Annotated in this window: 16 protein-coding genes, 2 pseudogenes and 1 riboswitch; of the genes and pseudogenes, 5 read left to right on the top strand and 13 right to left on the bottom strand. The window is 34.5% G+C overall.

Annotated elements, in window-relative coordinates; genetic code table 11:
* Nucleotides 1-259 precede the first annotated feature (259 nt).
* From AB1282_RS12595 to AB1282_RS12550, 10 genes and pseudogenes are all read right to left on the bottom strand, one after another.
* The gene (locus AB1282_RS12595; protein ID WP_429899219.1) at nt 260-8,770 is read right to left on the bottom strand and encodes an InlB B-repeat-containing protein; all 8,511 of its coding nucleotides are present in this window, start codon (nt 8,768-8,770) and stop codon (nt 260-262) included.
* Between the two features lie 522 nt (nt 8,771-9,292).
* Nucleotides 9,293-9,448: a hypothetical protein gene (locus AB1282_RS12590; protein ID WP_429901133.1), complete on the bottom strand. Its 156-nt coding sequence runs from the start codon at nt 9,446-9,448 to the stop codon at nt 9,293-9,295.
* A gap of 479 nt (nt 9,449-9,927) precedes the next feature.
* Entirely contained in the window at nt 9,928-10,308 is a 381-nt protein-coding gene (locus tag AB1282_RS12585) for a lipase family protein (protein WP_286131744.1), read from the bottom strand.
* 463 nt (nt 10,309-10,771) lie between these two features.
* Complete coding sequence (locus AB1282_RS12580) at nt 10,772-12,676, bottom strand: APC family permease (protein WP_429899218.1); 1,905 nt, start codon at nt 12,674-12,676, stop codon at nt 10,772-10,774.
* Nucleotides 12,677-12,804: 128 nt separating this feature from the next.
* Nucleotides 12,805-12,939: riboswitch (cyclic di-AMP (ydaO/yuaA leader) on the bottom strand.
* A gap of 152 nt (nt 12,940-13,091) precedes the next feature.
* Nucleotides 13,092-13,280, bottom strand: coding sequence for a hypothetical protein (locus tag AB1282_RS12575; RefSeq protein ID WP_429899217.1), 189 nt, complete (start codon nt 13,278-13,280; stop codon nt 13,092-13,094).
* A 112-nt stretch (nt 13,281-13,392) separates the two neighbouring features.
* Complete coding sequence (locus tag AB1282_RS12570; protein WP_056473890.1) at nt 13,393-13,581, bottom strand: hypothetical protein; 189 nt, start codon at nt 13,579-13,581, stop codon at nt 13,393-13,395.
* A gap of 109 nt (nt 13,582-13,690) precedes the next feature.
* Entirely contained in the window at nt 13,691-13,879 is a 189-nt protein-coding gene (locus AB1282_RS12565; RefSeq protein ID WP_056473887.1) for a hypothetical protein, read from the bottom strand.
* Nucleotides 13,880-14,169: 290 nt separating this feature from the next.
* Nucleotides 14,170-15,011: pseudogene (locus AB1282_RS12560) on the bottom strand (ArsB/NhaD family transporter).
* Nucleotides 15,012-15,228: 217 nt separating this feature from the next.
* Nucleotides 15,229-15,597 carry a MerR family transcriptional regulator gene (locus AB1282_RS12555; protein ID WP_056473882.1) on the bottom strand — a complete coding sequence of 123 codons (369 nt, stop codon included), beginning with the start codon at nt 15,595-15,597 and terminating at the stop codon, nt 15,229-15,231.
* A gap of 12 nt (nt 15,598-15,609) precedes the next feature.
* Complete coding sequence (locus tag AB1282_RS12550; protein ID WP_056473880.1) at nt 15,610-16,320, bottom strand: SDR family NAD(P)-dependent oxidoreductase; 711 nt, start codon at nt 16,318-16,320, stop codon at nt 15,610-15,612.
* Between the two features lie 272 nt (nt 16,321-16,592).
* On the opposite strand from AB1282_RS12550, the gene AB1282_RS12545 reads away from it, so the two are divergent.
* The 5 genes and pseudogenes from AB1282_RS12545 to AB1282_RS12525 all read left to right on the top strand — a co-directional run bounded on the left by AB1282_RS12545 (nt 16,593) and on the right by AB1282_RS12525 (nt 21,343).
* Nucleotides 16,593-17,012 carry a CBS domain-containing protein gene (locus tag AB1282_RS12545; RefSeq protein ID WP_056473878.1) on the top strand — a complete coding sequence of 140 codons (420 nt, stop codon included), beginning with the start codon at nt 16,593-16,595 and terminating at the stop codon, nt 17,010-17,012.
* Nucleotides 17,013-17,130: 118 nt separating this feature from the next.
* Complete coding sequence (locus AB1282_RS12540; protein ID WP_056473876.1) at nt 17,131-17,511, top strand: spore germination protein; 381 nt, start codon at nt 17,131-17,133, stop codon at nt 17,509-17,511.
* Between the two features lie 11 nt (nt 17,512-17,522).
* A pseudogene (locus tag AB1282_RS12535) lies at nt 17,523-18,295 on the top strand (spore germination protein).
* 189 nt (nt 18,296-18,484) lie between these two features.
* Nucleotides 18,485-19,858: an aspartate aminotransferase family protein gene (locus AB1282_RS12530; protein ID WP_429899216.1), complete on the top strand. Its 1,374-nt coding sequence runs from the start codon at nt 18,485-18,487 to the stop codon at nt 19,856-19,858.
* Between the two features lie 18 nt (nt 19,859-19,876).
* Complete coding sequence (locus AB1282_RS12525) at nt 19,877-21,343, top strand: CoA-acylating methylmalonate-semialdehyde dehydrogenase (RefSeq protein ID WP_056473870.1); 1,467 nt, start codon at nt 19,877-19,879, stop codon at nt 21,341-21,343.
* Between the two features lie 336 nt (nt 21,344-21,679).
* Here AB1282_RS12525 and AB1282_RS12520 read toward each other — a convergent pair whose 3' ends face one another.
* The 3 genes from AB1282_RS12520 to preA are packed head-to-tail and all read right to left on the bottom strand — an operon-like array spanning nt 21,680 to nt 24,618.
* A complete protein-coding gene (locus AB1282_RS12520; RefSeq protein WP_056473868.1) occupies nt 21,680-21,895 on the bottom strand; it encodes a hypothetical protein in 216 nt (71 codons plus the stop codon).
* 21 nt (nt 21,896-21,916) lie between these two features.
* Nucleotides 21,917-23,314, bottom strand: a complete 1,398-nt coding sequence (gene hydA, locus AB1282_RS12515) for a dihydropyrimidinase (protein WP_429899215.1) — start codon at nt 23,312-23,314, stop codon at nt 21,917-21,919.
* Nucleotides 23,311-24,618, bottom strand: coding sequence for an NAD-dependent dihydropyrimidine dehydrogenase subunit PreA (gene preA, locus AB1282_RS12510; protein WP_429899214.1), 1,308 nt, complete (start codon nt 24,616-24,618; stop codon nt 23,311-23,313). The genes hydA and preA overlap by 4 nt, the downstream gene beginning before the upstream one ends.
* Between the last annotated feature and the right edge of the window lie 2 nt (nt 24,619-24,620).

Here is a 24,620-nt window from a genome sequence, read left to right as displayed (position 1 = left end):
ACTTTTTATAGACCTTTTGCCAAATAAATCCTAATATTTTATACATTTACCTTTTATATACAATAAAAAATAAGACAAGAATACTACCTAAATCGTATTCTTGTCTTTTATTATTTTTAAGGGAAAGTTTGTATTTGAAAAAAGATGATCGAATCGTATTACTTTCAAAAAGGGTGTTTAATCAATCTTCTTAATTTCAAAAACACCCTTTTTGACTTTGTTACTTAAGAGTAAATTGTACTGCCTGTTATTTCACTTTTTATAGTTTAATAGACATTACGTTTGTCCAATCACCATAAATTTTTTGCGATCCAACCATTTTGTAAGAACGGATTTTGTAATAGTATGTTTTACCTTTACTTAATCCTTTGTTCGTGTAATTAGTTGTTGTCACGCTAGTTAGGTGAGAATATGATCCTGTTTTTGATGTTGATTTAACAATTTCATATCCAGTTGCACCTGATACTTTTGACCAAGTTAATTTAACAGAATCTTTTCCAGCTTTCGTTAATTTCGCATTTGATGGTTTAGCAGGAATTGCTACCCATTTAGCGTAAATTGTAGTGTTAGCTGTAACGCGATCTTTTGCGAAGTTCCAAGCTACTTTACCTGCAGCATCTTTGTACCATCCAATGAATGCATAGCCTTTTCTAGTCGGTGACTTCGGTTGGCTAATTGTTGCATTGTAAATTGCTGTTTTAGAAGTAACTGAACTTCCTCCGTTACTGTTAAATTTAACAGTATACGTGTTAATGTTCCATTTTGCATAAAGTGTGATGTTGCCTGCTAGTTTGACAGAATTTCCTACTGGCGTTTTTAGTGTAGCATCTTTATACCATCCAGCAAATGTATAACCTGTTTTTGTTGGTTTTGGTAAATTAATAACGCTATTGTAATTCGCAGTTTGAGCAGGAACTGTAGAACCACCATTGCTTACATAACTCACTTTATAAGAATTGATTTTCCACTTCGCATATAACGTAGTGTCGTTTGTAATTTTATCTTTTGCAAAGTTCCAAGCTACATTACCTGCAGCATCCTCGTACCATCCAACGAATGTGTAACCCGTTCTCGTTGTTGTCGGTGCAGTGATACCAGTGTTATAATTTGCAGTTTTGTCAGCTACTTGGCTTCCACCATTGCTATTGAAGTGTACTGTATAAGAGTTAACATTCCACTTAGCATATAGAACCATGTCCCCAGATACTTTGTCTGTTGCAAAATTCCATGGCGTTTTTAATTCTGCATCTTTATACCAACCAGCGAATGTGTAGCCAGTTCTTGTTGGTTCTTTTGTTTCATCAAGTAATGAATTGTACTCAGCTTTTACTGAAACTACTAGTCCAGCATCTTGCGTGTCATAGATAACAGTGTATTTTGCTGGTTTCCATGTTCCATAAAGTGTTTTTGCAGAGTAAATCGAATTTGTGAAATCCCAAGGGATTGTACGATCTGCATCAGCGTACCAAGTCAACTCATAACCATGAACTGTTGGTGCTGTAATTCTGCGTGCTACAATTTGATCTTTTGTTCCATTTTTTATTTCAGATGGTGCGTCACCTGGAAGGACGAAATGCACATTATATCCATTTCCTACTTTTTGAACTACTGTAACATCAGCATAATCAGTAGCATTAATCGTAATCATATAATCTCTCGTTCTTGTGAACAAGCTCTTATCTAGCGTAATCGTACGATTAACTTTATCCACACTGTATTTTGATCCATCTACTGCACTACCGTTTAGTTTAATGTTTGTAATCGCATTTGCCCAATCTTTATCACTAAACTCTAACACGATATCGTTACCTAATACATTATCCGTTGTATCTGCTGTCACAACAGAACCAGCTAACGCGTATTTCGCATAAAGTGTGATTGGTTTTGTTACGATCGTATCAAAATCATATGGCATTGTAAGATTTTGATCTGTATACCAACCATAGAATTTGTAGCCAACTTTTGTTGGATCAACTGGTTTTGTCGCATTTCTGTCTACGATTTGAGCTGGAACTGGATCTCCACCATTTGATGCAAAAGTTACCGTATAACCGACAACTTGATCAGTCACTGTAACATCTTTATATCCTTCTGAAACAATCGTTACATTGAACTTTTGTCCAACTGAGAACAGATTTGCTTTAAGTGTAATATTATTATTTGAGATTGTGTAATCCTTATTTAGATCTAATGTTTTAGCGCCGATTTGTACAGCCTTAATATTGTTTTTCCATATGCCGTCATCAGTAAATGTTAATGTAATATCACTACCTACAATGTTTCCTGCAACGTCTTTATTAACCGTTGGTGGTACTTTCATCCAACATAGATAGAAAGTTGAATTATCTGTTAGTACTTTAGGATTTGTTGTAATATCAGATTTCTTATCACTTGTACCAGCTGCGTTCAAATATAGGTCATTACTTATCGTTAAATTTCCATTTATTACATGTGCTGAACCCATACTCATAGTTGGCGCAGTTGTTTTTCCATTAACTAATGCATCAGCGAAGAATGTATCATTTGCATTCTTTAACGAACCACCGTTTAAATCAATATGGCGTCTATATCCAAGTTGTACACCTGGTATTGTAACAATTTCGCCTGTTGTCGATGTTATAGTTAAATCATATCCTTTGTTAAAATTTAGCGATGGCATTTCACTAAATGCAAACTTTTCTCCTAATTTGGTTTGACCTGCTTTAACAGCCTGATCATGTGTAGCTGTTGTAAAGGATAGAACTCCATTACTTCCGTTAGACGACAAGCTATAAGTACTTGGGTCTAATGTATACGGTGTTGCTGTCGTTTCCGTTGAACCATCGCTCTTTATCTGATAAAATTTCGCTTCAATTTTTGCAATTTTATCTTTACTCGTTAGCCAAGAAACATTCGTTAAATAATCTGGGATACTGATTTTTAAATCGCCTTCACCAAGTACCCATCCTATCCCACTTGCACCGCTACTTCCGTCAAATTTTAGTCCATTCGGGTTCGCTTTATCAACTGGTGAATAACTTTGAGTCGTATTCATTTGCCATTTTGCATAAACGGTTGTGTCTCCGGTTGCAGGATATGATACTGGATCCCACTGTGTTTTACCTTCTGCTTCATTAAACCAACCTAGGAATTTATAACCAGGTTTAGTTGGTGCAGGTCTCATGTATGAGAATAAATCGCTATTCGGACCATCCGTTCTACTATTGCCTGCCTTGTAACCTATCGCCATCGGTTTGATTGCTGACCCGCCTTGGCTGTTAAAATTAACAGTATATCCAACTGGTTGTTGACCTGTGTAAACAGGATCAGAACCTGCGATGACATCCGGGTAATTCGTACCATCTGCACCTACTGAGCCAATTGTAAATCTGTATAGTTGTGGCAAATAATTTTTCCCACCAGGGTTGACAGTCGCATTAATATATGTTGATCCATTTTTAGGATCAAGAGTCGAATCTGTCATAAATGTTTTCGCATTAAACGTAATTTGACCTGGTTTACTAATATCGTAATATTTTTGATTTGTATCGGGATTGATTAAATTACTAATATCAATGCTCTGTTTATTGTTAGTTGTCACGATCACTTTATTGATTCCATTTCGCCATTTCGCATCTTCTGGGAAGGTTAATGTTAAGTCCTTTCCAATATGCGCTACTGTTGGATCAGTAGTAATTGGAATTGTAGGCGTCGGAATCGGTACTGCTGATACAGTTATAGGCTTCGTTAAATCTTGGTAGCCTGTCGCTTTAACTGTAACAGTGTAATTCGTTGCCGTCGGGAATAAAGAACCTGGGAACGTAATTTTTGATGGCATAGTTTGCTGTGCACCATTTGCATCAAGATATAAATATGCTGGGTTGATTGTTACTAAATTCGTTACATCAGTTGAACCTAGCATAATTTGTGTAATTGATTTTCTCCATACTACATCATCAACGAACACCGTGCTTGAAGGTGACATCGAAATTGTTGCTCCATTTTGCAAGTCTTGTAACATTGGTGCTGTTATATTTGCTTGAGCTGGAGGTGTAAAATTTAGTGCTTTCATTACTTCATTTATACCATCGCCAGCTTTTAAACTAATTGTTTTAACTTTCGAATCAAGTTTAGGATCAGTATATGTTCCTCTATTAGAAGTAATCGTTATATCATTTGCCAATTTTTTCTGAGGCTCTGCAACTGTTTTACCTGCAGCAATTGCACTATCATTTTTCACCCCAAAGTTTTTAAAGATATAGTAAAAATCATTGTAATTTATGTCACTAAATGAGATACCACCAAATGCGTTTTGACCTGAGAATGCATAACTGATGTCATTATTTCTATGATCAGTCGATCCAGTAAAGAAAGCTGCTTTTTCGGCTGAAGGTGCACCTACACCTTTAAGGAAATCAAAATCTAAATATGCTTGGATTTCTGAAACAAGGTCATTCATATCAATGACATTGTCGCCATTTACGTCTCCACCTAAAAGGATCGGGAATAAACCTCGAATATCCTTTATAGTACCTGATTGATAACCGAATTTGTTTTCACCAATTACAGGTGTTTTTTCATATCCTTTAAAGTGTCCTGGTACACTTGCTTCGACTGAATACGGTTTATCACTAACACCCATTGTCAGAGCATAATATGGGTTGATAAACGTATATGCCATTGTATTATTAAATGATGTTGGTTGGTCCGTTGTAAATTTATTCCCTTTATCATCCGTAGCAGTTACCTTCGCACCAGAATCAACCGTAAATTGAGGATATTGGTTATTTATATTATTTCTTGCGAAAGATTCCGCTGCCACTTGCCCTCTAAGTACAGAGATATTCTGTCTTACATAAGGTACATTTGTTGGGAACCAAGGGACTCTTGTATCTTCACCTGACAAAGTTAAATTCGCTTGTAGTAATTGATATTCGAATTGCCCTGTTACTGGATCAGGACTGTTATAGGTCACATCTGCTTCTATAATCGGCATATCATGATCAAGTGCACCCGCTGAACCTATATTTGAAATCGTCACATCTGTTGTTAAGCCAACTCCATAAGTTGGATGTTTATAAGGTTGACCTACCGTAAGAACTTTAGTCGGATCAATACCTTTACTGATTAAGTAATTTTTATACTCATCCGTAAGGCGAATATTACTGAATTCATAGACATTGTGACTATTCAGCAAAAATTTACCGCCGGTCATTCCTACTCCATACTTAGTTGTCATTGTCATTTTGAATGGTTTATTATTATCAACGACTACTTTATCTTCGTTACCTGGTCCTGCGTCTACTCCATTAGATGAAGTTAACGTGACATACGGATTTCCCTTTTTAATGAAAAAATAAGTCTGTCCGTATACATCTCCATCACTTTCACCTGAATAATCCTGAGGCTCAATATAAAATTCACTACCCATTTTATTTGCTACATCCTCAGCAGTCACCCCAAAATGGAAGCGACCTTTCGCATCAGTATCGAAGTAAACTGTTGGGAACGAACTATCTTGATAACCTATAACACTGTTCAAAGCTTGATCAACTGGAACTGGCGTTACGCCATCCTTAGGGCTTGGCACTGACGTTTCTCCATTGTTTTTCATCACGTCTATGTTTGAGTCATAAACTGTACCACGGAATCCTTTTATTTCTTGTCCAGGCAAGTACCCTGCAGTATCAATTTCATAAATTCCACCCTTGGAGTCTTGATCCATCTTCATTGTTGGTGGTGTACCGTCAACATAGACCGTATCTTCCGCTGTGTAACGTTTTCCATCTTTACCAGTTGCAATCAACTCGAGTGAGTAAGCACCTTCTTTTAGCACTTCCACTTTGTTTGAGATGCCAGAACTGTCATATGTTCCATCGTATGCCTTTGTAAATGGAAGATACCATCCACTAAAAAGTGTTATAAGTGGTCCATACTGAACACCTGGGATCAAATTACTACCGGTTGATAACGTGTTAGCTATACCGATATATTTTCCATCCTTGTCTTTTATGGCAATATATAAGTCTTTCATTTCGTTATTTACCGATAAATTATAAGCAGTAAGATTTCCTTCTGCCGCCGCTTTTATCGCTACTTGGAATTTATTAATTCCTTTTTCCGCAACTGTAATCGTAAACGGAATACGATAAGTTTCTGATGGGTCCTTTGAGTTTACAAGGTTAATATAACCTTCGTAAGTACCATCTAATGAATTTGAGGGAACTGTAATTTTTGCATTTGCTTTAACAGTACTTCCTCCGCCCACATTAATAGAGTTCACATTTTTCCCATCGACAGAAAAATCGATTTTTACATCATTTCCTGTGCCAGGACCTACTTTATTCGATCCAGCAAATTTTGATGTAATAAATGCAGTACTTACATTGAATGTTTTACTACCAGTTCCTAGATTTGAAACATTAAAGTCTTTTGAAGAAACCACATCATCAGAACCGTTCGTTGCACCTTCTCCTCTACCTTTGAAACCAAAGAACATGCTTCCAGTCAAGTTATCAACTTCATGAGCTGTTGATGCATCTGAAGGATCGTCAAAAGTAACTGTTTTATCTAAAACTTGGACTTTAACATCTGCAGCGATTGCACGAGCCGGATCAACACGTCCTGCTCCTACTTGATATACGCTATAAGTCTTTGAATCTGTGTCAATACTTTTAGCTGTATTCATTAATGCCGTCTTAACATCTGCAGGTGTATAATCTGGATGTGCAGCTAAAACTAAAGCTGAAATCCCAGCAACGTGTGGTGTTGCCATTGAAGTACCCGACATGATCTGATACGCAAGTTTATAATCATGAGTTTTATCGTTTTGTGGCTCCCAAATATCGTATGGAGCTGTTGAAGAAATATCAACACCAGGAGCTACAACGTCAGGTTTAATTGTCCAATCTTTAACTGGACCTGTTGAACTAAAGCTTGCCAACTCATCTCCACTCTTACTAATTGGTGTATCAAGTGTAGATGGGAAAGTAATGTTAGCTGATTTAGGGTCTTTTTTAATTGCATCAGACAGAGCTTGTCCTTGTGATTGTGTCAATGAAACTGAATAAACATTATCCATACTGACACCTAAGAAGTTAGGTATATAGCCTTGGCTATCTGGATCGGCCGTATTATCCCAGATAATCATACCCGCTGCTCCAGCATTTTTAGCATTTGACATTTTTGTTTGTAAGTAGTCAACTCCACGCTTAACTAGAACAAGTTTACCTTTCACATCAATTCCACTATAATCTGCTTCACTTCCTAAACCAACATCGACGATTGGTAGTGATTGCCCTTTATAAGCATCATCTGATTGTGAAAAGTCTTTACCGAATAAACGTGCTTTATAAGAAACTGGACCATTCTTAATTGTCATTGTTGCAATTTGTTCAGGTATCGTACTTGCGCCAACAGTAATTGCTAATGCTGAAGACCCTGGTGAACCGACTGTAGCTTGTCCAGGACCAGCGTTACCTGCTGCAACATCACAGACAACACCTGCTAAAGTAGCATTGTTAATAGCAATACTAGTTGGATAATATGGGTTATTAATATTTGCACCAAGAGAAAGATTAATCACATCCATGTGATCTTTTACTGCCAGGTCTATACCATTTAATACAGATTCTGTTGTACCATGTCCACCCGGTCCTAATACACGATAGCTATAAAGGTCTACATCTGGAGCTACCCCATTAGCCGAATAAACATCATTATTATTCGTTGTATTCGCTGCAATCGTCCCAGCAACGTGAGTTCCATGAGACGTAATATATGGCTTATAATCTGCAGGAGGTGTCCCAGAGATTACATCGGGATCCGCTCTATCCGCTAACCAATCCTCATAAGTTGTTTCCATTGGATCATGGTCATCTACGTATTTAACGTTTCCGTTTGCATCTAATCCTTCATTATTAACTAAGTCATGTCCACCTTTATAAACAGCCTTCAAATCTGGGTGATTATAATCAATACCAGTATCTAATATACCAACCTTAACCTTTTGTCCTGCACGTGGACCTGATTTAATGATACCAGTATTACCTTCAGCTTGAAGTTTATCAATACCTAAATAAGAAAGCCCACCTGTTGGCTTCCCTGCAGCTCTACTTGTCGCTACAGCTTGGGAAGAATTATCTTCTGGAACAGAATATTCTACTTCCGACCAAATAGAAGCAACTTCTGGATTTTCCGCAAGTTTTTCTACTTGATTTGCAGGTAAAGTTAATGATACACCATTAAATGCATCTGTGAATTCACGTGTAATCCCCATAGAAGTATTGACAGACTTACCGCCAACTATTTGCGTCTTAGGCTGTCCATTCACAAAGCTTTTAAATTTAGCATGAGAGTCTTTAACCCTTTGTTGTGCATCAGAATATTCACTTGCAAATGCTTGACTATTTGCAGTTGCTCCCCCTTTAACTAGAGATTGCTTTATGATTTGGATCTTAGCTGGATCTTCTTTAAATTGAACAATTACATTAATCTTTTTTGAACCAGTTAAATCCTTTTTGTCCACATGAATTTTTTGAGCGTTATCTGCCCCAGTTAACTTATTAATATTTGCTTTTTGTTCAGCAGTAAGACCGTCAAGAATACGGTTTACTTCTTTCGCATCAAAAGTATTACTAGATGCATCTTGCTGATTCAGTTTAGTCTCAGCATTTGTACTTGCAAAACTTTGAGGAATCGCAACGTTTAAAAACATTGAACTTAACGCAAAGACTGAGATCATCTTTTTAGTTGGCTTCATACTCTTTCTTGATAATTTTCTCTTTTCCATGTTTTCCCCCCCATTAGATACGAACTCCATTTAAAATCAATTGCTAGATATTTTTACAGAAAATTCACGAATAAAAAAACTATTCTTAACAATTGAATAATTAAATATTACTCCAAGATTTATTTGTCTTGTATTGGGGGAATTTAGCGTTTTTTGTTTTATTTTTGAATAAGTAAACGTAGAAAAACGAATTTTTTTTGTAAAAAAGGAGAATTTTTGGGCAATATGATTAATAAATCCTTAATTTTTAAATCTAAACAAAGTATAAAAACAAAGTTAAAACAAAAAAAATTTGAATTTTTTAAATTTGGGGGAATTTCGTAAAATTTCAGAATTTTTATTAAAAAATTTTTAAAATTTAAAATTCCAATTTATACAAAAAAAACTATCAAACTTAAAGTTAAAAAAGAATGATAGTTTTTTATGATTCTATAATTTTTTGATATTTTTCTAATCCTTTTATAACATTTTCAAAATTGTACTCTTATTTTAAACCTAATTGAGTTAACACCTCTTCAAGTGTTACACTTTATATGAAGTCTTAGCTTTAGGCGGGTTTAGAACTGTACTATTATGTAATCCTAAGTTTTTAATTACATAATCCATATCCTTTTTATTTACAACACCATAGAAGTTCAAATCAGCAGATACTTTATTTGTTCCCCAATATAATTGTATATTTAGTGCATCTAAAATAACAATGACATTATCTTTATTTGTATCGCCAGCTTTAGCAGGCGATACTATATTTATTGTAGATTTTTCAAGAGACTTCCATATTCTTTTGACGCAATTTGTAGATTTTGATATTTAAAATACACTTGAAGTTGGGGAATATTATCGTTACATTAATAAGTTGAATCATTAAAAACAATTAATAAAGACTTAATTTTTGATGACGAGATGACTATAAAAAACTCAAATCTTTGGTTTACACGGACTTGAGCAGACCTTCAATTATCTTTGATTTTTTTCAACGCAGTTTCCTTTGTAAGGAGTACTTATTTTACATTTGGACAAAAACCAGGATTTTTAGAACATAATGCACTAGTAAATACAGGATCCAGTCTACTAATGGTATTAAAATAACACCCAATATAATGATTACGAGCGATACTATTTAATTGAAAAGATACTGGATAATTATGGTTTACATTCTAATAATATAATCCTTCTTCTGTAAATGGAGGGGGATAAAATTTTTCTGGGAAAGTTTCAAATAAATCATGAATATTTACGATTCTTTTATTATTTTTTACCTCTTGATTGAATCGATAAACAAAGTCAGGATCACCTACACGCGGACTACCAAAAGTATATACTGAAGCATTCTTAAATTTTGAATTCATTATAATATCTAATGTTGCTAATATTGCCAACGCACCACCATAGTTATGGCCGGTAATAAATAGCTTTTTGTTCATTGAAAGTTTGTTTAATTCTTTAAATAATTTGTTCCTTGTAGATTGATAAATACATGTAAAGCCTCGAGAAGTTTTACCACTATTTTTAACAAATAGATAATCAACTTGAAGAATGTCATACGCTGCAATAAGGTCTGCAGGATAAGAAGCGTACCCTCTAAAAGAGATTATGATGTTTTCCTTTGATTCAGCAATAAACCAAAATACCTCATTTGTAGGATTCTCTACGTTTACATCAGCATGAATAATATATTTTAGCTCGTAGCCTTTTGGTAAAGTAATTGTTCCATTAAAGAATAGTAAATACGTTTGATAGCTAAGCCAGTAATATAGCCTCTTAACTATTCAAACTATTCCTTTTGTCTGAGAGTCTCAAATTTCCACGTCCTCCCTTTTCTTGAAATAAGAATTTCCAACCTAATACCTCATATATTGTATGTTTCATATCCCTATTTAAGATTAGTTTATGTTTTCACATATACATTTTACTTTTAGAATAATTATAAAAATTCGTAAAAAAAAGAGTCTTTCGCAGACTCTTTTTTACAAATTGTTTTGTTTTCTACTAATAAAAACATTATTTTCTCAAATGATAAGGAACCGTCGTAACAACTACATCCTTTTGACTTATTAACCAAAGTCTAAGTAAAAGTGCCGTTTGATTATGAAGAAGATTATGCCACCATTTTTTAGGTATAAATTGTGGAATCACAATTTGGATGTGGCTATCTGGCTCGTTTCCTTCAATTAATTTAATGAATCTTGAAATTGGTGCAAGTACTGAACGATACGGGCTTTTTAGAACGACTAAGCGACATGGATTACCCCATTCTTCCCATTTTTCTTCCATTCTCTTAATTGATTCATCATCAAATCCAACATAAACAGCTATCGGTTCTGTTGCAATACCTTTTGCAAATGATAATGTATTATGCACAACTCGATGAGTTCCTGAAACTAATACAACTGTAATAACTTTATTTGCTTCCGGTTGAAAAGAACTTAAATCGATACTTAATTCGCTTGATACATTTTGATAATGTTTATAAATAGCTAATGAGAAGAGAATTATTGTTGGAATGACAACTAATACAACCCAAGCACCATCTGCAAATTTTGTAACTGCAAAGATTACGGTTACAACAGATGTTACGATTAAACCAATAATATTGATTGCTAATTTGCCTTGCCAATTCGGACCTTTTACTCGCTTCCACCTTCTTGTTAAACCTAATTGAGCAATTGTAAAAGATAAAAACACACCAATTGCGTAAAGTGGAATCAGCGCATTTGTATGAGCTTGGAATGCAATAATTAATATACTAGCTGCTGCAGCAAGTGCAATAATTCCATTTGAGTAACCTAAACGATCCCCTCTGTTTGTAAATCCTCTAGGTAAAAAACCATCAGCTGCAACGATTGCTGCTAACTGTGAAAATCCTGTAAAAGTCGAGTTAGCTGCCAAAATTAAAATGATAAATGTAAACCAAATGATTACTTGATATAAAATCCCATGACCAAAATACACCTTTATTAATTGAGATAACATCGTATCATTTGGATTAGGTGAAATTCCGTTTACATATAAATGATATGCAAAGCCTAAAAGTGTAATTGAAGTAATTACGCCTAATGCTATATATGTTTTAATCGCATTTTTTTGACGAGGTTCTCTAAAAACTGGTACTGCATTTGAAATGGTTTCAATACCTGTTAAAGCAGAACATGCAGAACTAAATGCTTTTAAAACAAGTAAAATACTTAATCCTTGTGGAACTGTACCAAATGTAGGTGTATGGTGCTGTACAAAACCATTTTGGAATTCGTCAAAAAATCCGGTAAAAATCAAAAGCAACATACAGATCATAAAGCCAAATGTTGGCCACGCAAATATTTTAGCTGATTCAGCAACCCCACGAAGATTAACAACTAATAATAAAAATACACAAAATATCGCTAAAACTGTTTCATAAGGTTTAACTGCTGGGTATGCAGATGACACTGCTTCAAGAGCAGCGGAAACTGAAACCGCAACTGTTAAAATATAATCAACTAAAAGTGAGCTTGAAGCGACGAGTGAAACCCATCGAGGTTTGAAATTGTCCTTGGCAATTGCATATGCTCCGCCACCACTGGGATAAGCTAAAATACCCATAATATATGAAAGAATAAGTATTCCTAATAAAAGAACAGTTGCGATCGTAATCGGTATGATATACCAGTGTGCTTTAACCCCTAGACCGAGCAACTCGGTCATTCCCGCCTCTGGTCCATACGATACAGATGAATACAAATCGGCTGCTAGAATTGGCAGGGCAATAAACCAAATCAACTTATTATGCTGTGCATGAATTTCAGCTGTTCTCATAGGTCTGCCAATAAATACGCGTTTTACACTATTAAAATTTGATATCGAATAATAAATCCCAAAAATCGCTAAAATAAATAGTCCAATTTCTATATATTCGGACGGATGATGCATAAATTTCTCCCCTTTTCTTAAAAAAGCAATAAAACTAACAATACCTTGGTAAAAACTACCAATTTCCACTTTTTTGCATACAAAAAAACACTAAGCTTTACTTAGTGTTTAAAAACAATACTAAATAAACCCCCTTCTTTAAATGCTTACGAGGTTAGCTGTCGGATTCGGGATTAAAGAATACCCCTACCTTTACAAAAAAGGATTCACCCCAATAAAGAAATGGTTCCCCCGCTCTTTTTAAGATTAAGCAACTATGGTTATGAATTAGAAAAATATAGAATTTAAATGTAAATATATAACTTCAGGATAAATTTGTAAAGAGACTTTTTTTAAAATTTACAATAAAAAAATTTAAATCTCAAAATAAAAGAATTTAAGAATCAAGTATGGTTAAATCCCAATCTTATACTTATTAGCGTACTTGATTCCAAACAATTTGTTGTGACTTTCCCGTAGCTAAAGAGTTCGTTAATACGTTTTGCACTTCTGTTTGATTAACCGTTGAGATCTTTTTATTAGCTTCTGACATATTTGTTTTGTAACCCGTCAATAAAATAGAAAATCCACATCCAACTACTAAAGATAAAATTACTTTTTTCATTTTGTACTCTCCTCCTCGATTATTTTCAAATAAAAAAAAACCATGACCAATGGTCGTGGTTTGACGTTCGTTTTTAAACGTAAGACCAGTTCTACGGAAAATTCGCGACTAATTATCGCGCTTGATTCCAAACGATCTCTTGTGCTTTATCAACTGTTAAAGTATTTGTTAACACGTTTTGTACCTCAGTTTGATTAAAAGTTGAGACCTTTTTATTAACTTCTGAATTATTCGTTTCGTACCCTGTCAGTAAAATAGAAAATCCGCATCCAACTACTAAAGATAAAATAATTTTTTTCATTTTTGTTTTCTCCTTTCGTGATTTTTTAATATAAAAAAACCATGACCAATGGTCGTGGTTTGACGTTAGTTTTTTAACGTAAGACCAACTTCGGAAATTTCGCGACTAATTATCGCACTTGATTCCAAACGATCTCTTGAGCTTTATCAACTGCTAAAGTATTTGTTAGCACGTTTTGTACCTCAGTTTGATTAAACATAGAGATCTTTTTATTAACTTCTGACTTATTCGTTTCGTACCCTGTCAGTAAAATAGAAAATCCACATCCAACTACTAAAGATAAGATTGCTTTTTTCATTTTGATTACTCCTTTCGTGATTTTTTCATATAAAAAACCATGACCAATGGCCGTGGTTTGACGTTCGTTTTTAAACGTAAGACCAACTTTATCATGATAAAATCCACTCGTCAATTGGTGATTTTTGGAATTAGTATTGTAAACGATTACTTGAAATTAATGTTTTTTGATGTCTTATTTTTGGTAATCGTTTACATATTTATTAACTTTTAAATAAAGCTAGTTGACGAAAACATAATTGAAAAAGACAACTAAAAAATAGTTGTCTCAATGTGTAAAATTAAGATGTTTTATTGGTGTATGTTTAGACTAATATATAAACCTAATAATGTAATGAAAAGTACTGGAATGGTTATAATAATTCCGATTTTTAAATAAGTTCGATAAGAAATTTTTATCCCTTTTTGTGCCAAAACATGTAACCATAGTAAAGTAGCTAGAGATCCGATGGGTGTCATCTTTGGTCCTAAGTCCGAACCAATTACATTCGCATAAATCAGTCCTTCTTTTATAATTCCTGTCGTATGTGTATGTTCAATTGCAAGTGATGCAATCATTACTGTAGGAAGATTATTCATAATAGCAGAAAGAACTGCAGAGATAAAACCCATTCCTAGAGTTGCAATTAGTATTCCTTTATTAGCAACATAATGAATTAAATGGGCTAATACATCAGTTAAACCAACATTCTTCAATGTATAAACAATTATATACATTCCAATTGAAAACACTACAATTGTCCATGGTGCATCGCTAATATAATTGGGGTAAGAATTAATGCTCCACCATCATTCGTAAAAAAAGCAGTGACGAATGCTCCGAGAACATTTATATAAACGAACATCTTTATCCCGTTTCCATTTGCAGCACTGACCATATGTAAAGCAGCCCACTCAAAAAAACCAATTTCATCTAATATCAATGAAATGATTATGACAGCTATTAATGCAAAAGTTGCATTCCATACAATACCGGTTACTACGATAACATCATGGAAATCAACTAGCCCTAAAATGAAAGATAAGGCCGCTCCTCCAAATGCGATCCACCCAATAGAAATATTTTTCGGCTGCCAAATTACTAAAACAAGTGTTGTGATAAAAATTAATGATGCAAGAATGATTGAAACCAATTAACAATACAGCCTTTCTAGTTTTTTGTTTAGACTGAATAATTATATTACAGTCTTTTTATTAAAGATACTTTGAAATAATTTTCATTCCGTTTAATAAAATGTAGCTTTATTAAAAAAATTATTTAGAAATCGATTCTTATTTACTATTAAAAAAACGAGGGTCTCCACTTTAAGGATCCCCTCGTTTCACATTCATTTTTATTTATCTTTTTTCTTATTTACTTTCATTTATTTCATCTTCATATTTCGAAATTTTCCGCTGAATTTTATTTAAGTTTTCTTCCATTTCTTTGATTTGATCTAAAACATTTTTTTCTTGTTGAATCATCAGGCTTAAACGTTGCTGTAAAGTTTCTTCCCCGTTCATAGACCAGTCAACAAATTGCTTTATTTTCTTAATTGGCATACCTGTATTTTTTAGACACAAAATCATATCAATAAATTTAAGTGCGTCCTCATCAAAAATTCTGTCTCCACTCTCAGTTCTTTTTAGAAAAGGTAACAAGCCTTGTTTATCATAATATCTTAATTGAGAAATTGTTAAACTATTCAACTTTGCTACTTGTCCAATTGTATAATTCATGAACTCTCATCCTTACCAAGGCATAATTCCTTTTGCATTTAGAATTTTACCATTGTAGTTAATATTACTTAATGCATAGTTCGTAATAATTGTAGCACCTTCAGCTGTTGTTTTTCCTCCAGGTGTATTTCCGTTTAGGTCAGTCGTTGTAAATCCAGGAGTAACACCAAAAATTTCTGGACCATCACTACCAAATTCTTTACCAAAAGTAAGTGTCAATGAATTGTTAGCAGTTTTCGAGGAATTATATCCTAGAATATTTATTGTTGCAGTTTCTCCGCGATCAAATAATGTTTGCGATGCCATATCTGTCGTTACATTAATAATTTTTCCGCCTTCTGATTTTTTAACCAATGGTAAAAAAGTTTGAATCATTTGGAAAGTGCCGAAGAAATTCACTTCAAATGCTTGACGTAAAGTTTCAAGTTTGATTTCACTTGGTAAAATATGAAAATCTGGTGCAATCCCTGCATTATTTATTAATAGATCTAAGTGGTCAGTCACTTTCGAAATTTTATTTAAAGAATCTTGAATAGATTGTGAGTTAGTCACATCCACTAGAATAAACGTTACATTTGAAAAACCTAAATTCTGCACTGCTTCCATTCCTAGTTCTTCATTTCGTGCGCCTAAGAAAACATGATAATCTTTTTCAGCTAATTGACGAACTACTTCTAATCCAATCCCTTTATTAGCACCTGTTACTAAAGCATATTTTGTCATTTTAATTTCCTCCAATTTATAAATTTCTTGCTTACAAATCAGAGATTACAGCCTAAACCTTAGTTTAGGTCAAGGGTTTTAATTATAATTTTATTAAATTTAATAATAATAAATGAATATGAGGTAATTGTTGAAAAACATATATTATTTATGTTTTAATCAAATCGCAGTGATAAACAGATACCGCTACTAAAAAACGGAATTGAAGTTATAAACTTCAGCATTATAGAATAATCAAACTTTATATCTAGAAAAATTAAGGAGTACGAAAAATGAATATTGCGTTTTTCTTTACCCCCAAAAATGAACTTGTTTATATGAATATCAACTCGACAATGCGTCAAGCACTTGAAAAAATGGAACACCATCGTTTTACTGCAATTCCTTTAGTTGATGATAACGGCAAATACGTTGGTACGCTAACTGAAGGTGATTTATTATGGAAATTAAAAAATACAGAAAGTTTATCTTTTTCTAATACAGGAAAAATAAATCTAAATGAAATTTCCTTGCATCATGTTTATGCACCAGTTTCAATCAATGCACAAATTGAAGATTTATTTACAAGAGCAATTAATCAGAACTTCATTCCAGTAATTGACGATCATGACGTTTTTATTGGCATGGTAAAGAGAAGAGAAATAATTGAGTATTGTAGTAAGAAATTATTATCAGAAAGTGAAAGTATTTAAAGCTTTTCATATTACGAAAAGAGCAACTACAGTTTTTTTGTAGTTGCTCTTTTTTATTAAAGAAACGAAATAATAAGTCAGCTTATCTGACCCGAAGGCCCCATCTATTGTTACTGAATTGAATCAAATCTATTTAGCCTTAACAAAAGGGAAAGCTCTTATTTTAATTGATGGGTTCGATCAAGGGATTTTAGCCGATTCAGCTGATTGGCAAAAAAGGGCGTTAACCGAACCAGATACACAAAGAATTGGGAAAGGATCATTAGTAGGATTTAATGAACAGTTAAAAGTAAATGTAAATCTTCTTCCGAATATGATTCAAACTAGGGATTTTGCTGTTGAGAACTTTTCACTTGGGAAGAAATCAAAGACTGATGTGGCAATCGTTTACATTGATGAATTTGTTGACAAAAAAGTACTTGAGGAAACTAGAAGAAAGATAAAAGAAATAGATGTAACTTACTTACTCGAAGCTAGAGTTATAGAAGATGCTTTATAAGAAAAAAAGTATTGTTTCCCTTAGTATTTACTTGTGAAAGACCTGAAGTAACAATATCAGCATTGTATGAAGGTAGGGTTGCCATTATCATAAACAGTACCCCTTACGTCTTAATTGTACCGACCTTATTTATCCATTATTTTCAACAACCGGATGAATACAATATGAAAAGTAGACGTTTTATTATTAGATTGATCCGTTTTTTCTCTTGGTTGCTCTCGATCGGACTACTTGGGGTTTACGCAACAGTAGTTCAATTTCATCAGGACTGGTTTCCACATAAGTTTAGTAAAGAACTTTTATCACAATCAAATACATTATTACCGTTACCATTAGAAATGATCTTTTTACAATTTATTTTTGATTTACTTTCTGAAACATCATTACGCATTCCTATATCGACGGTTTTATTAGTGTCACTCATCGGTGCAATTGTAGTTGGACAAATATCTGTTGATGCTAAAATAGTTCATTCATTAAGTTTAATCATTGTGGGCATAAACTTTTTAGCAAGCATGTCACTAACTGCAGGAGGACTGTGGGGTGTAATGAGCTTCCTCCGTTATTTATTTCTATTTATAGGTTATTTTTTCGGAATAACTGGTATGTCTATAGGATTCTACTTACTATCGTATATATGGCATCACTAAAATCAGTTGGAGTACCTTATTTAGCACCCTTTATTCCTTTCCAATACAAGGAATTCAAAGATGTTTTATTTCGTGGAGATTTGCGTAATTTAATCAATAGTAGGCATACTTACCCACACAAGGATAAGAAATAGCTTTTCAATCATTAATTTAAAGGTGCACTTAGATCATTAGTGCTCCTTTTTTATTTTGGTGTATCCTGTTTCTGTTATCGATTTAACAATTTGTCTAATCGTAATAGGATAATATGCTCTATTCAGTAATATTAATTAATAAAGTGAGTTTTCTATAAAACTAGAATACTGAAAGTTGGTGACATTTTCATGAGTGATAAAACTGTAAAAGTAACTCATTCTACCTCTCTATCTAAGGAAGAGCTTCTTGATTTAGACCAAAAATATGTTTGGCATCATATGTCGCCTCATAATCCTAATCCGATGGTTTTAGTATCCGGAAAAAATAGTACAGTCACTGACATTGATGGTAAAAATTATTTAGACGGTATGTCAGGATTATGGTGTGTGAATGTAGGTTACGGCCGCGAAGAAATAGCCAAAGCAGCTGCCGAACAAATGCAAGCAATTCCTTATGTTCCAATGTCCCAAGGCAATGTTCCGTCCATCTTATTAGCTGAAAAGTTAAATGAATGGCTAGGTGGAGACTATCGTATTTTTTATTCGAATTCTGGATCTGACGCAAATGAAGTAGCTTTTAAGATTGCTAGACAATATCATCAACAAAACGGAGAACCTTTACGATATAAATTTATATCAAGATACCGTGCATATCATGGTAATTCGATGGGTGCATTAAGTGCTACTGGTCAAGCTAACCGTAAAGTTAAATATGAACCGCTTTCTTCAGGTTTCCAGCATGTAGTACCACCATATTGTTATCGATGCCCTTTTGGTAAAACGTATGGAGATTGCGGTATCCAATGTGCAACTGCAATAGAAGATGTTATTAATTACGAAGGAGCTGAAACGATTGCAGGGATCATAATGGAGCCAGTTATTACAGGTGGAGGAGTTATTGTACCACCTGCCGAATACTTAACAAAAGTTCGAGAAATTTGTGATAAATTTGGTATTTTGTTAATTGTTGATGAAGTAATATGTGGTTTTGGCCGCTCTGGAAAACAGTTTGGACATCAAAACTTCGGTATAAAACCAGATATCGTCACAATGGCTAAAGGTATGACCAGTGCCTATTCACCTCTTTCAGCAACTGCAGTAAGTAGCGATCTATATGAAGTATTTAAACAACCAGGGGCAGATAATCATTTTCGTCATGTTAACACATTTGGAGGAAATCCAGCTTCATGTGCAGTTGCACTTAAAAACTTGGAAATTATTGAAAGAGAACATTTAATAGAGCGTGCTGCCTATCTAGGTGAAGAACTCCGTAAAAAATTAGATAGTTTACTAACTTATAAAAATGTTGGAGACATCCGAAGTTTTGGTTTTATTGCAGGAATTGAGCTTGTTGAAGATAAAAAAAGCAAAAAACCTGCTAGCCCAGAGTTAGTGTTAAAAATAATAACTGAATGCAAGTCACAAGGATTAATAATCGGTCGAAACGGTGATACGGTTCCAGGCTATAATAATATCCTTACACTTTCTCCTCCATTTACAACAACTGATGAAGAGCTTGATTTTATTGTAAATACTTTAAACAAAGCATTCTCAAAACTATAATCGTACGGGGTGATATTCTTGTCTACACAAACTAATATAAAGGTTTTAAAGAATTTTATAAATGGTGAATGGATTGAAGCTTCACCAAATGCCAAAACAATTCCAGTTCCAAATCCTGCTACTGAAGAAATATTAGCATTTGTACCTCTCTCAACTAAATCAGATTTAGATTCCGCTGTAAAAGCTGCTAAAAATGCTTTTATTACATGGAGTAAAACCCCTGTTCCTAAAAGAGCAAGAATACTATTTTCATATCAACAATTGCTAATTAAACATTGGGATGAACTTGCTAATTTAATAACGATTGAAAATGGTAAAAGCTATAATGAGGCATACGGAGAAGTCCAACGTGGAATTGAATGTGTAGAATTTGCTGCCGGTGCGCCAACATTAATGATGGGTAAACAATTACCTGATATTGCGACAAATATTGAATCGGCGATGTATCGATACCCTGTTGGAGTTGTTGGGGGAATAACGCCTTTTAATTTTCCAATGATGGTCCCTTGCTGGATGTTCCCATTAGCGATTGCGTGTGGAAACACGTTTATTTTAAAGCCTTCCGAACGTACACCATTACTTGCAAATCGTTTAGCAGAACTCTTTACCGAAGCAGGTCTTCCAATAGGTGTATTCAATATTGTTCATGGGGCACATGAAATTGTAAACGAGCTACTTCAAAACAAAGATGTTCCTGCCATTTCATTTGTAGGCTCTCAGCCTGTGGCAGAATATGTTTATAAAACTGCATCTTCAAATGGTAAGCGCGTTCAAGCTTTAGCTGGTGCTAAAAACCATAGTATCGTTTTACAGGATGCAAACTTAGATGAATCGGTAAAGCAAATCATTACAGCAGCATACGGTTCAGCAGGTGAACGATGTATGGCATGCTCAGTAGTCGTAGCAGTTGGCGATATTGCCGATCCTTTAATCGAAAAATTAAAAATAGAAGCAGGTAACATTACAATTGGAAATGGACTAGATGATGATGTATTCCTAGGTCCGGTTATCCGCAGGGAACATCGCGAAAGAACGGAAAAATATATTGAATGTGGGATTCAAGAAGGTGCAACCTTATTGCGTGATGGACGCAATGATTTAATTCGAAAAGAAAAAGGTTATTTTATTGGACCAACAATCTTTGATAACGTGAACCCATCAATGAAAATTTGGAAGGAAGAAATTTTTGCACCAGTACTTTCGATCGTTAGAGTTGAATCATTAGAGGAAGCGATTGAACTTACAAACAAATCAGAGTTCGGAAATGGCGCGTGCATTTTCACCGACAGTGCAGCAAGTATTCGATATTTCAGGGAAAACATTGAAGTAGGAATGCTCGGCGTAAATATCGGTGTACCAGCTCCAATGGCATTCTTCCCTTTCTCTGGTTGGAAAAACTCTTTCTATGGTGACCTTCATGCAAATGGTGCAGATGGTGTCGAGTTCTATACTAGGAAAAAAATGATTACTAGTAGATTTGAATAAATATAATTGGGCTTTTCCATTAGTTTAGGTAACTGACTAATGGGAAAGTCTTTTTAAATAGAAAAAATCGCATATTCCGTTAGTCGTTACGGATTAGATGCGATTTGTTATTCATTATTGGTTTATTTTTATAAATCTGAGTGAAATTCATCTATTCTCTTAATGATTTAACCTTTTATAACACTCAAATTCAAGGTTAATTGCGATTCGGCCAATTTAATTGTGATTCCGCCTTTTTATTTGCAATTTACGGATTTTAATTGCGTTCGTCAGTCCTATTTGCGATTCTCAGACCTTAATTGCGATGCGACCAATTTAATTGCGATACACTGATTCTCACAAATGAATCTGCTTAATAATCAACGATCCAAAATACTTCCGTGTATCAGCGTTCATTATATGCAGAGTGATAAACTTCTCCTCTTCATCTGGATTTTCAAAGTCAACATAAGCACCGTCTAACGTTTCTCTAACATTTTTAATCTTGTAGCCTTTTTTTATAAGGGAATCTATTTGATTTCTCTCGATTAAAAACTCCTTATATGTTGACATTAGCTACTCATTCCCTTCTTACTAATCTTCTATTAAACTAGTTTCACCATACTTCTTCCTCTTTAAGTACTGTCCACTACCTGCATTACCAACAAATTGCTTCTCTTTTATGACAAACTCTCCACGAACTAGGACACTCACTGGCTCTCCCGTTACTTCCATTCCTTCGAATGCGTTATAGTCTACTGCCATATGGTGAGTTTCAGAGGAGATTGTTCGTTTACTATTCGGATTAAAAATGACCAAATCGGCATCTGAACCAACTGCAATTGTTCCTTTCTCGGGATATAAACCAAATAATTTTGCACTTCTAGTTGAAGAGATGTCAACGAATTGATTTAATGATATTCTGCCTTTTTTAACACCTTCAGAGAACAAAATGCTTACTCGATCTTCAATCATCGGTCCTCCGTTTGGAATTTTAGAAAAATCGTCGCGACCTATATCCTTTTGACCATTAAAATCAAAAGAACATTGATCGGATCCTAAAGTTTGAAGATTTCCATTTTTTAATGCATTCCATAAAACATCTTGGTTCCATTTTTCGCGAAGTGGTGGGGACCAAACGTATTTTGCTCCTTCAAAATCAGGTTTTTCTAGCATAGACTGATCAAGCACTAAGTATTGTGGGCATGTTTCTCCCCATATATCGATTCCATTATTTCGGGCTTCCGTTATTTTTTCAACGGCCTCTGCACAAGTAACATGAACGACATATAATTGTGAATTTGCAAGTCCAGTTAATGTAGCCGCTCTTCCTGTCGCTTCACCCTCTACTTCTGGAGGTCGTGTCAATGCATGGTAAATAGGCTCTACTTTTCCTTCAGCTAAAGCTTGATTGATTAAATAATCTACAACATCTCCATTTTCCGCATGCACCATTACTAATGCCCCATATTCTTTTGCTGCTAATAGCGTACGGTACAATGTCGCATCATCAGCTTGAAATACATTTTTATAAGCCATAAATACTTTAAATGATGTAATTCCCTCTTTTTCTATTACTCTAGGTAACTCTTGTAATACCTCATCATTTATTTCACCAATCATTAGATGAAAACTATAATCGATTACTGCTTTTTTCGATTTTTCATGCCATGTTTCGATGGCTTTTTGGAGTGGTTCTCCTTTATTCGTTAAACAAAAATCAATAATTGTTGTTGTTCCACCAAAGGCAGCGGCAATCGTTCCTGATTCAAAATCATCTTTTGTGACAGTCCCACCAAATGGCATATCTAAATGTGTATGTGGATCTACTCCACCTGGAAAAATATAATGATCTGTTGCATCAATCATCTCAGCGTCTGTACAATCTAAATTTAGTCCAATTGCAGTAATTTTATTTTCCTCTATTAAAATATCAGCCTTATACGTATCCGTTGCAGTAACGATCGTTCCATTTCGAATGATTTTCTTCATTTTCTTTTCCTTCCCCCCTTTAAAATTGAATATTGATTAGATCGTGCTAATACCTTTATAGCTTGTTGGCGATCATTCCAGGTCATCGAAGGCTGTTTATTTGGAATCTCTACCATTTTAATTGCATCTTCCACCGGACAGACGATTTTGCATAAATTACATCCTACGCAGTCTTCCTCCCGAACCTTTAAATATGACTTTCCATTTTCATCTACGGACATATCAATACATTGGTGAGATGTATCTTCACAAGCAATATGACATTTATTGCAGTTAATGCATTCTTCAGTATCAATCCTAGCAACTACTTGATAATTTAAATCTAAATTTCCCCAATCTGAATATTTATGAACTGCTTTCCCTACTAGCTCCGATACTGAAGAAAGACCTTTTTCATCTAAATAATTATTTAAACCATCAATCATATCTTCAACAATGCGGAATCCATGATGCATTGCTGCAGTACAAATTTGAACTCCAGTTGCTCCCATTAATAAAAACTCTACTGCATTTTGCCAATTCGAAATTCCACCAATCCCGGAAATTGGAACTGATATCTGTGGATTACGTGCACATTCTGCCACCATATTTAATGCAATTGGTTTTACTGCAGGTCCACAATATCCACCATGTGCTCCCTTCCCGGCAACATGAGGAACCGTATTCCAAGAATCTAAGTCTACCCCCATTAAACTGTTAATTGTATTAATCATACTGACTGCGTCAGCTCCACCTCGAACTGCAGCTTCCGCCGTAACAGTAATATCAGTAATGTTTGGAGTTAGTTTTACTATCACAGGTGTCTTTGCAACTTCTTTAACCCAAAATGTTTGTTGCTCTACTAATTCAGGAACTTGACCAGATGCAGACCCCATTCCTCTTTCTGCCATTCCATGGGGGCAGCCAAAATTCAGTTCTAAACCATCAACTCCAACATCCTCTACTCTTTTCACGATTTCGTGCCATTTATATTGATGCGGTTCAACCATTAGTGATGCGATTATCGCTCGGTCTGGAAATCTTTTTTTCGTTTCATAAATTTCTTTTAAATTTACTTCAAGAGGTCGATCAGATATCAATTCAATATTATTAAATCCTGCAACCCTTTGCCCGTTAAAGTTAATAGCAGCAAATCGTGAGGAGGTATTAATTATTGGTTCCCCTAATGTTTTCCAAACTGCCCCACCCCAACCAGCTTCAAACGCACGTTGGACCTGATAACCCGAATTTGTCGGAGGCGCAGAAGCAAGCCAAAATGGGTTAGGTGACTGTATGCCCGCAAGATTGATTCGTAGATCTGCCATGA

This window comes from Gottfriedia sp. S16(2024) (assembly GCF_050473765.1).
Lineage (GTDB): Bacteria > Bacillota > Bacilli > Bacillales > Bacillaceae_G > Gottfriedia.
This window is presented reverse-complemented; position numbering and strand designations above follow the sequence as displayed.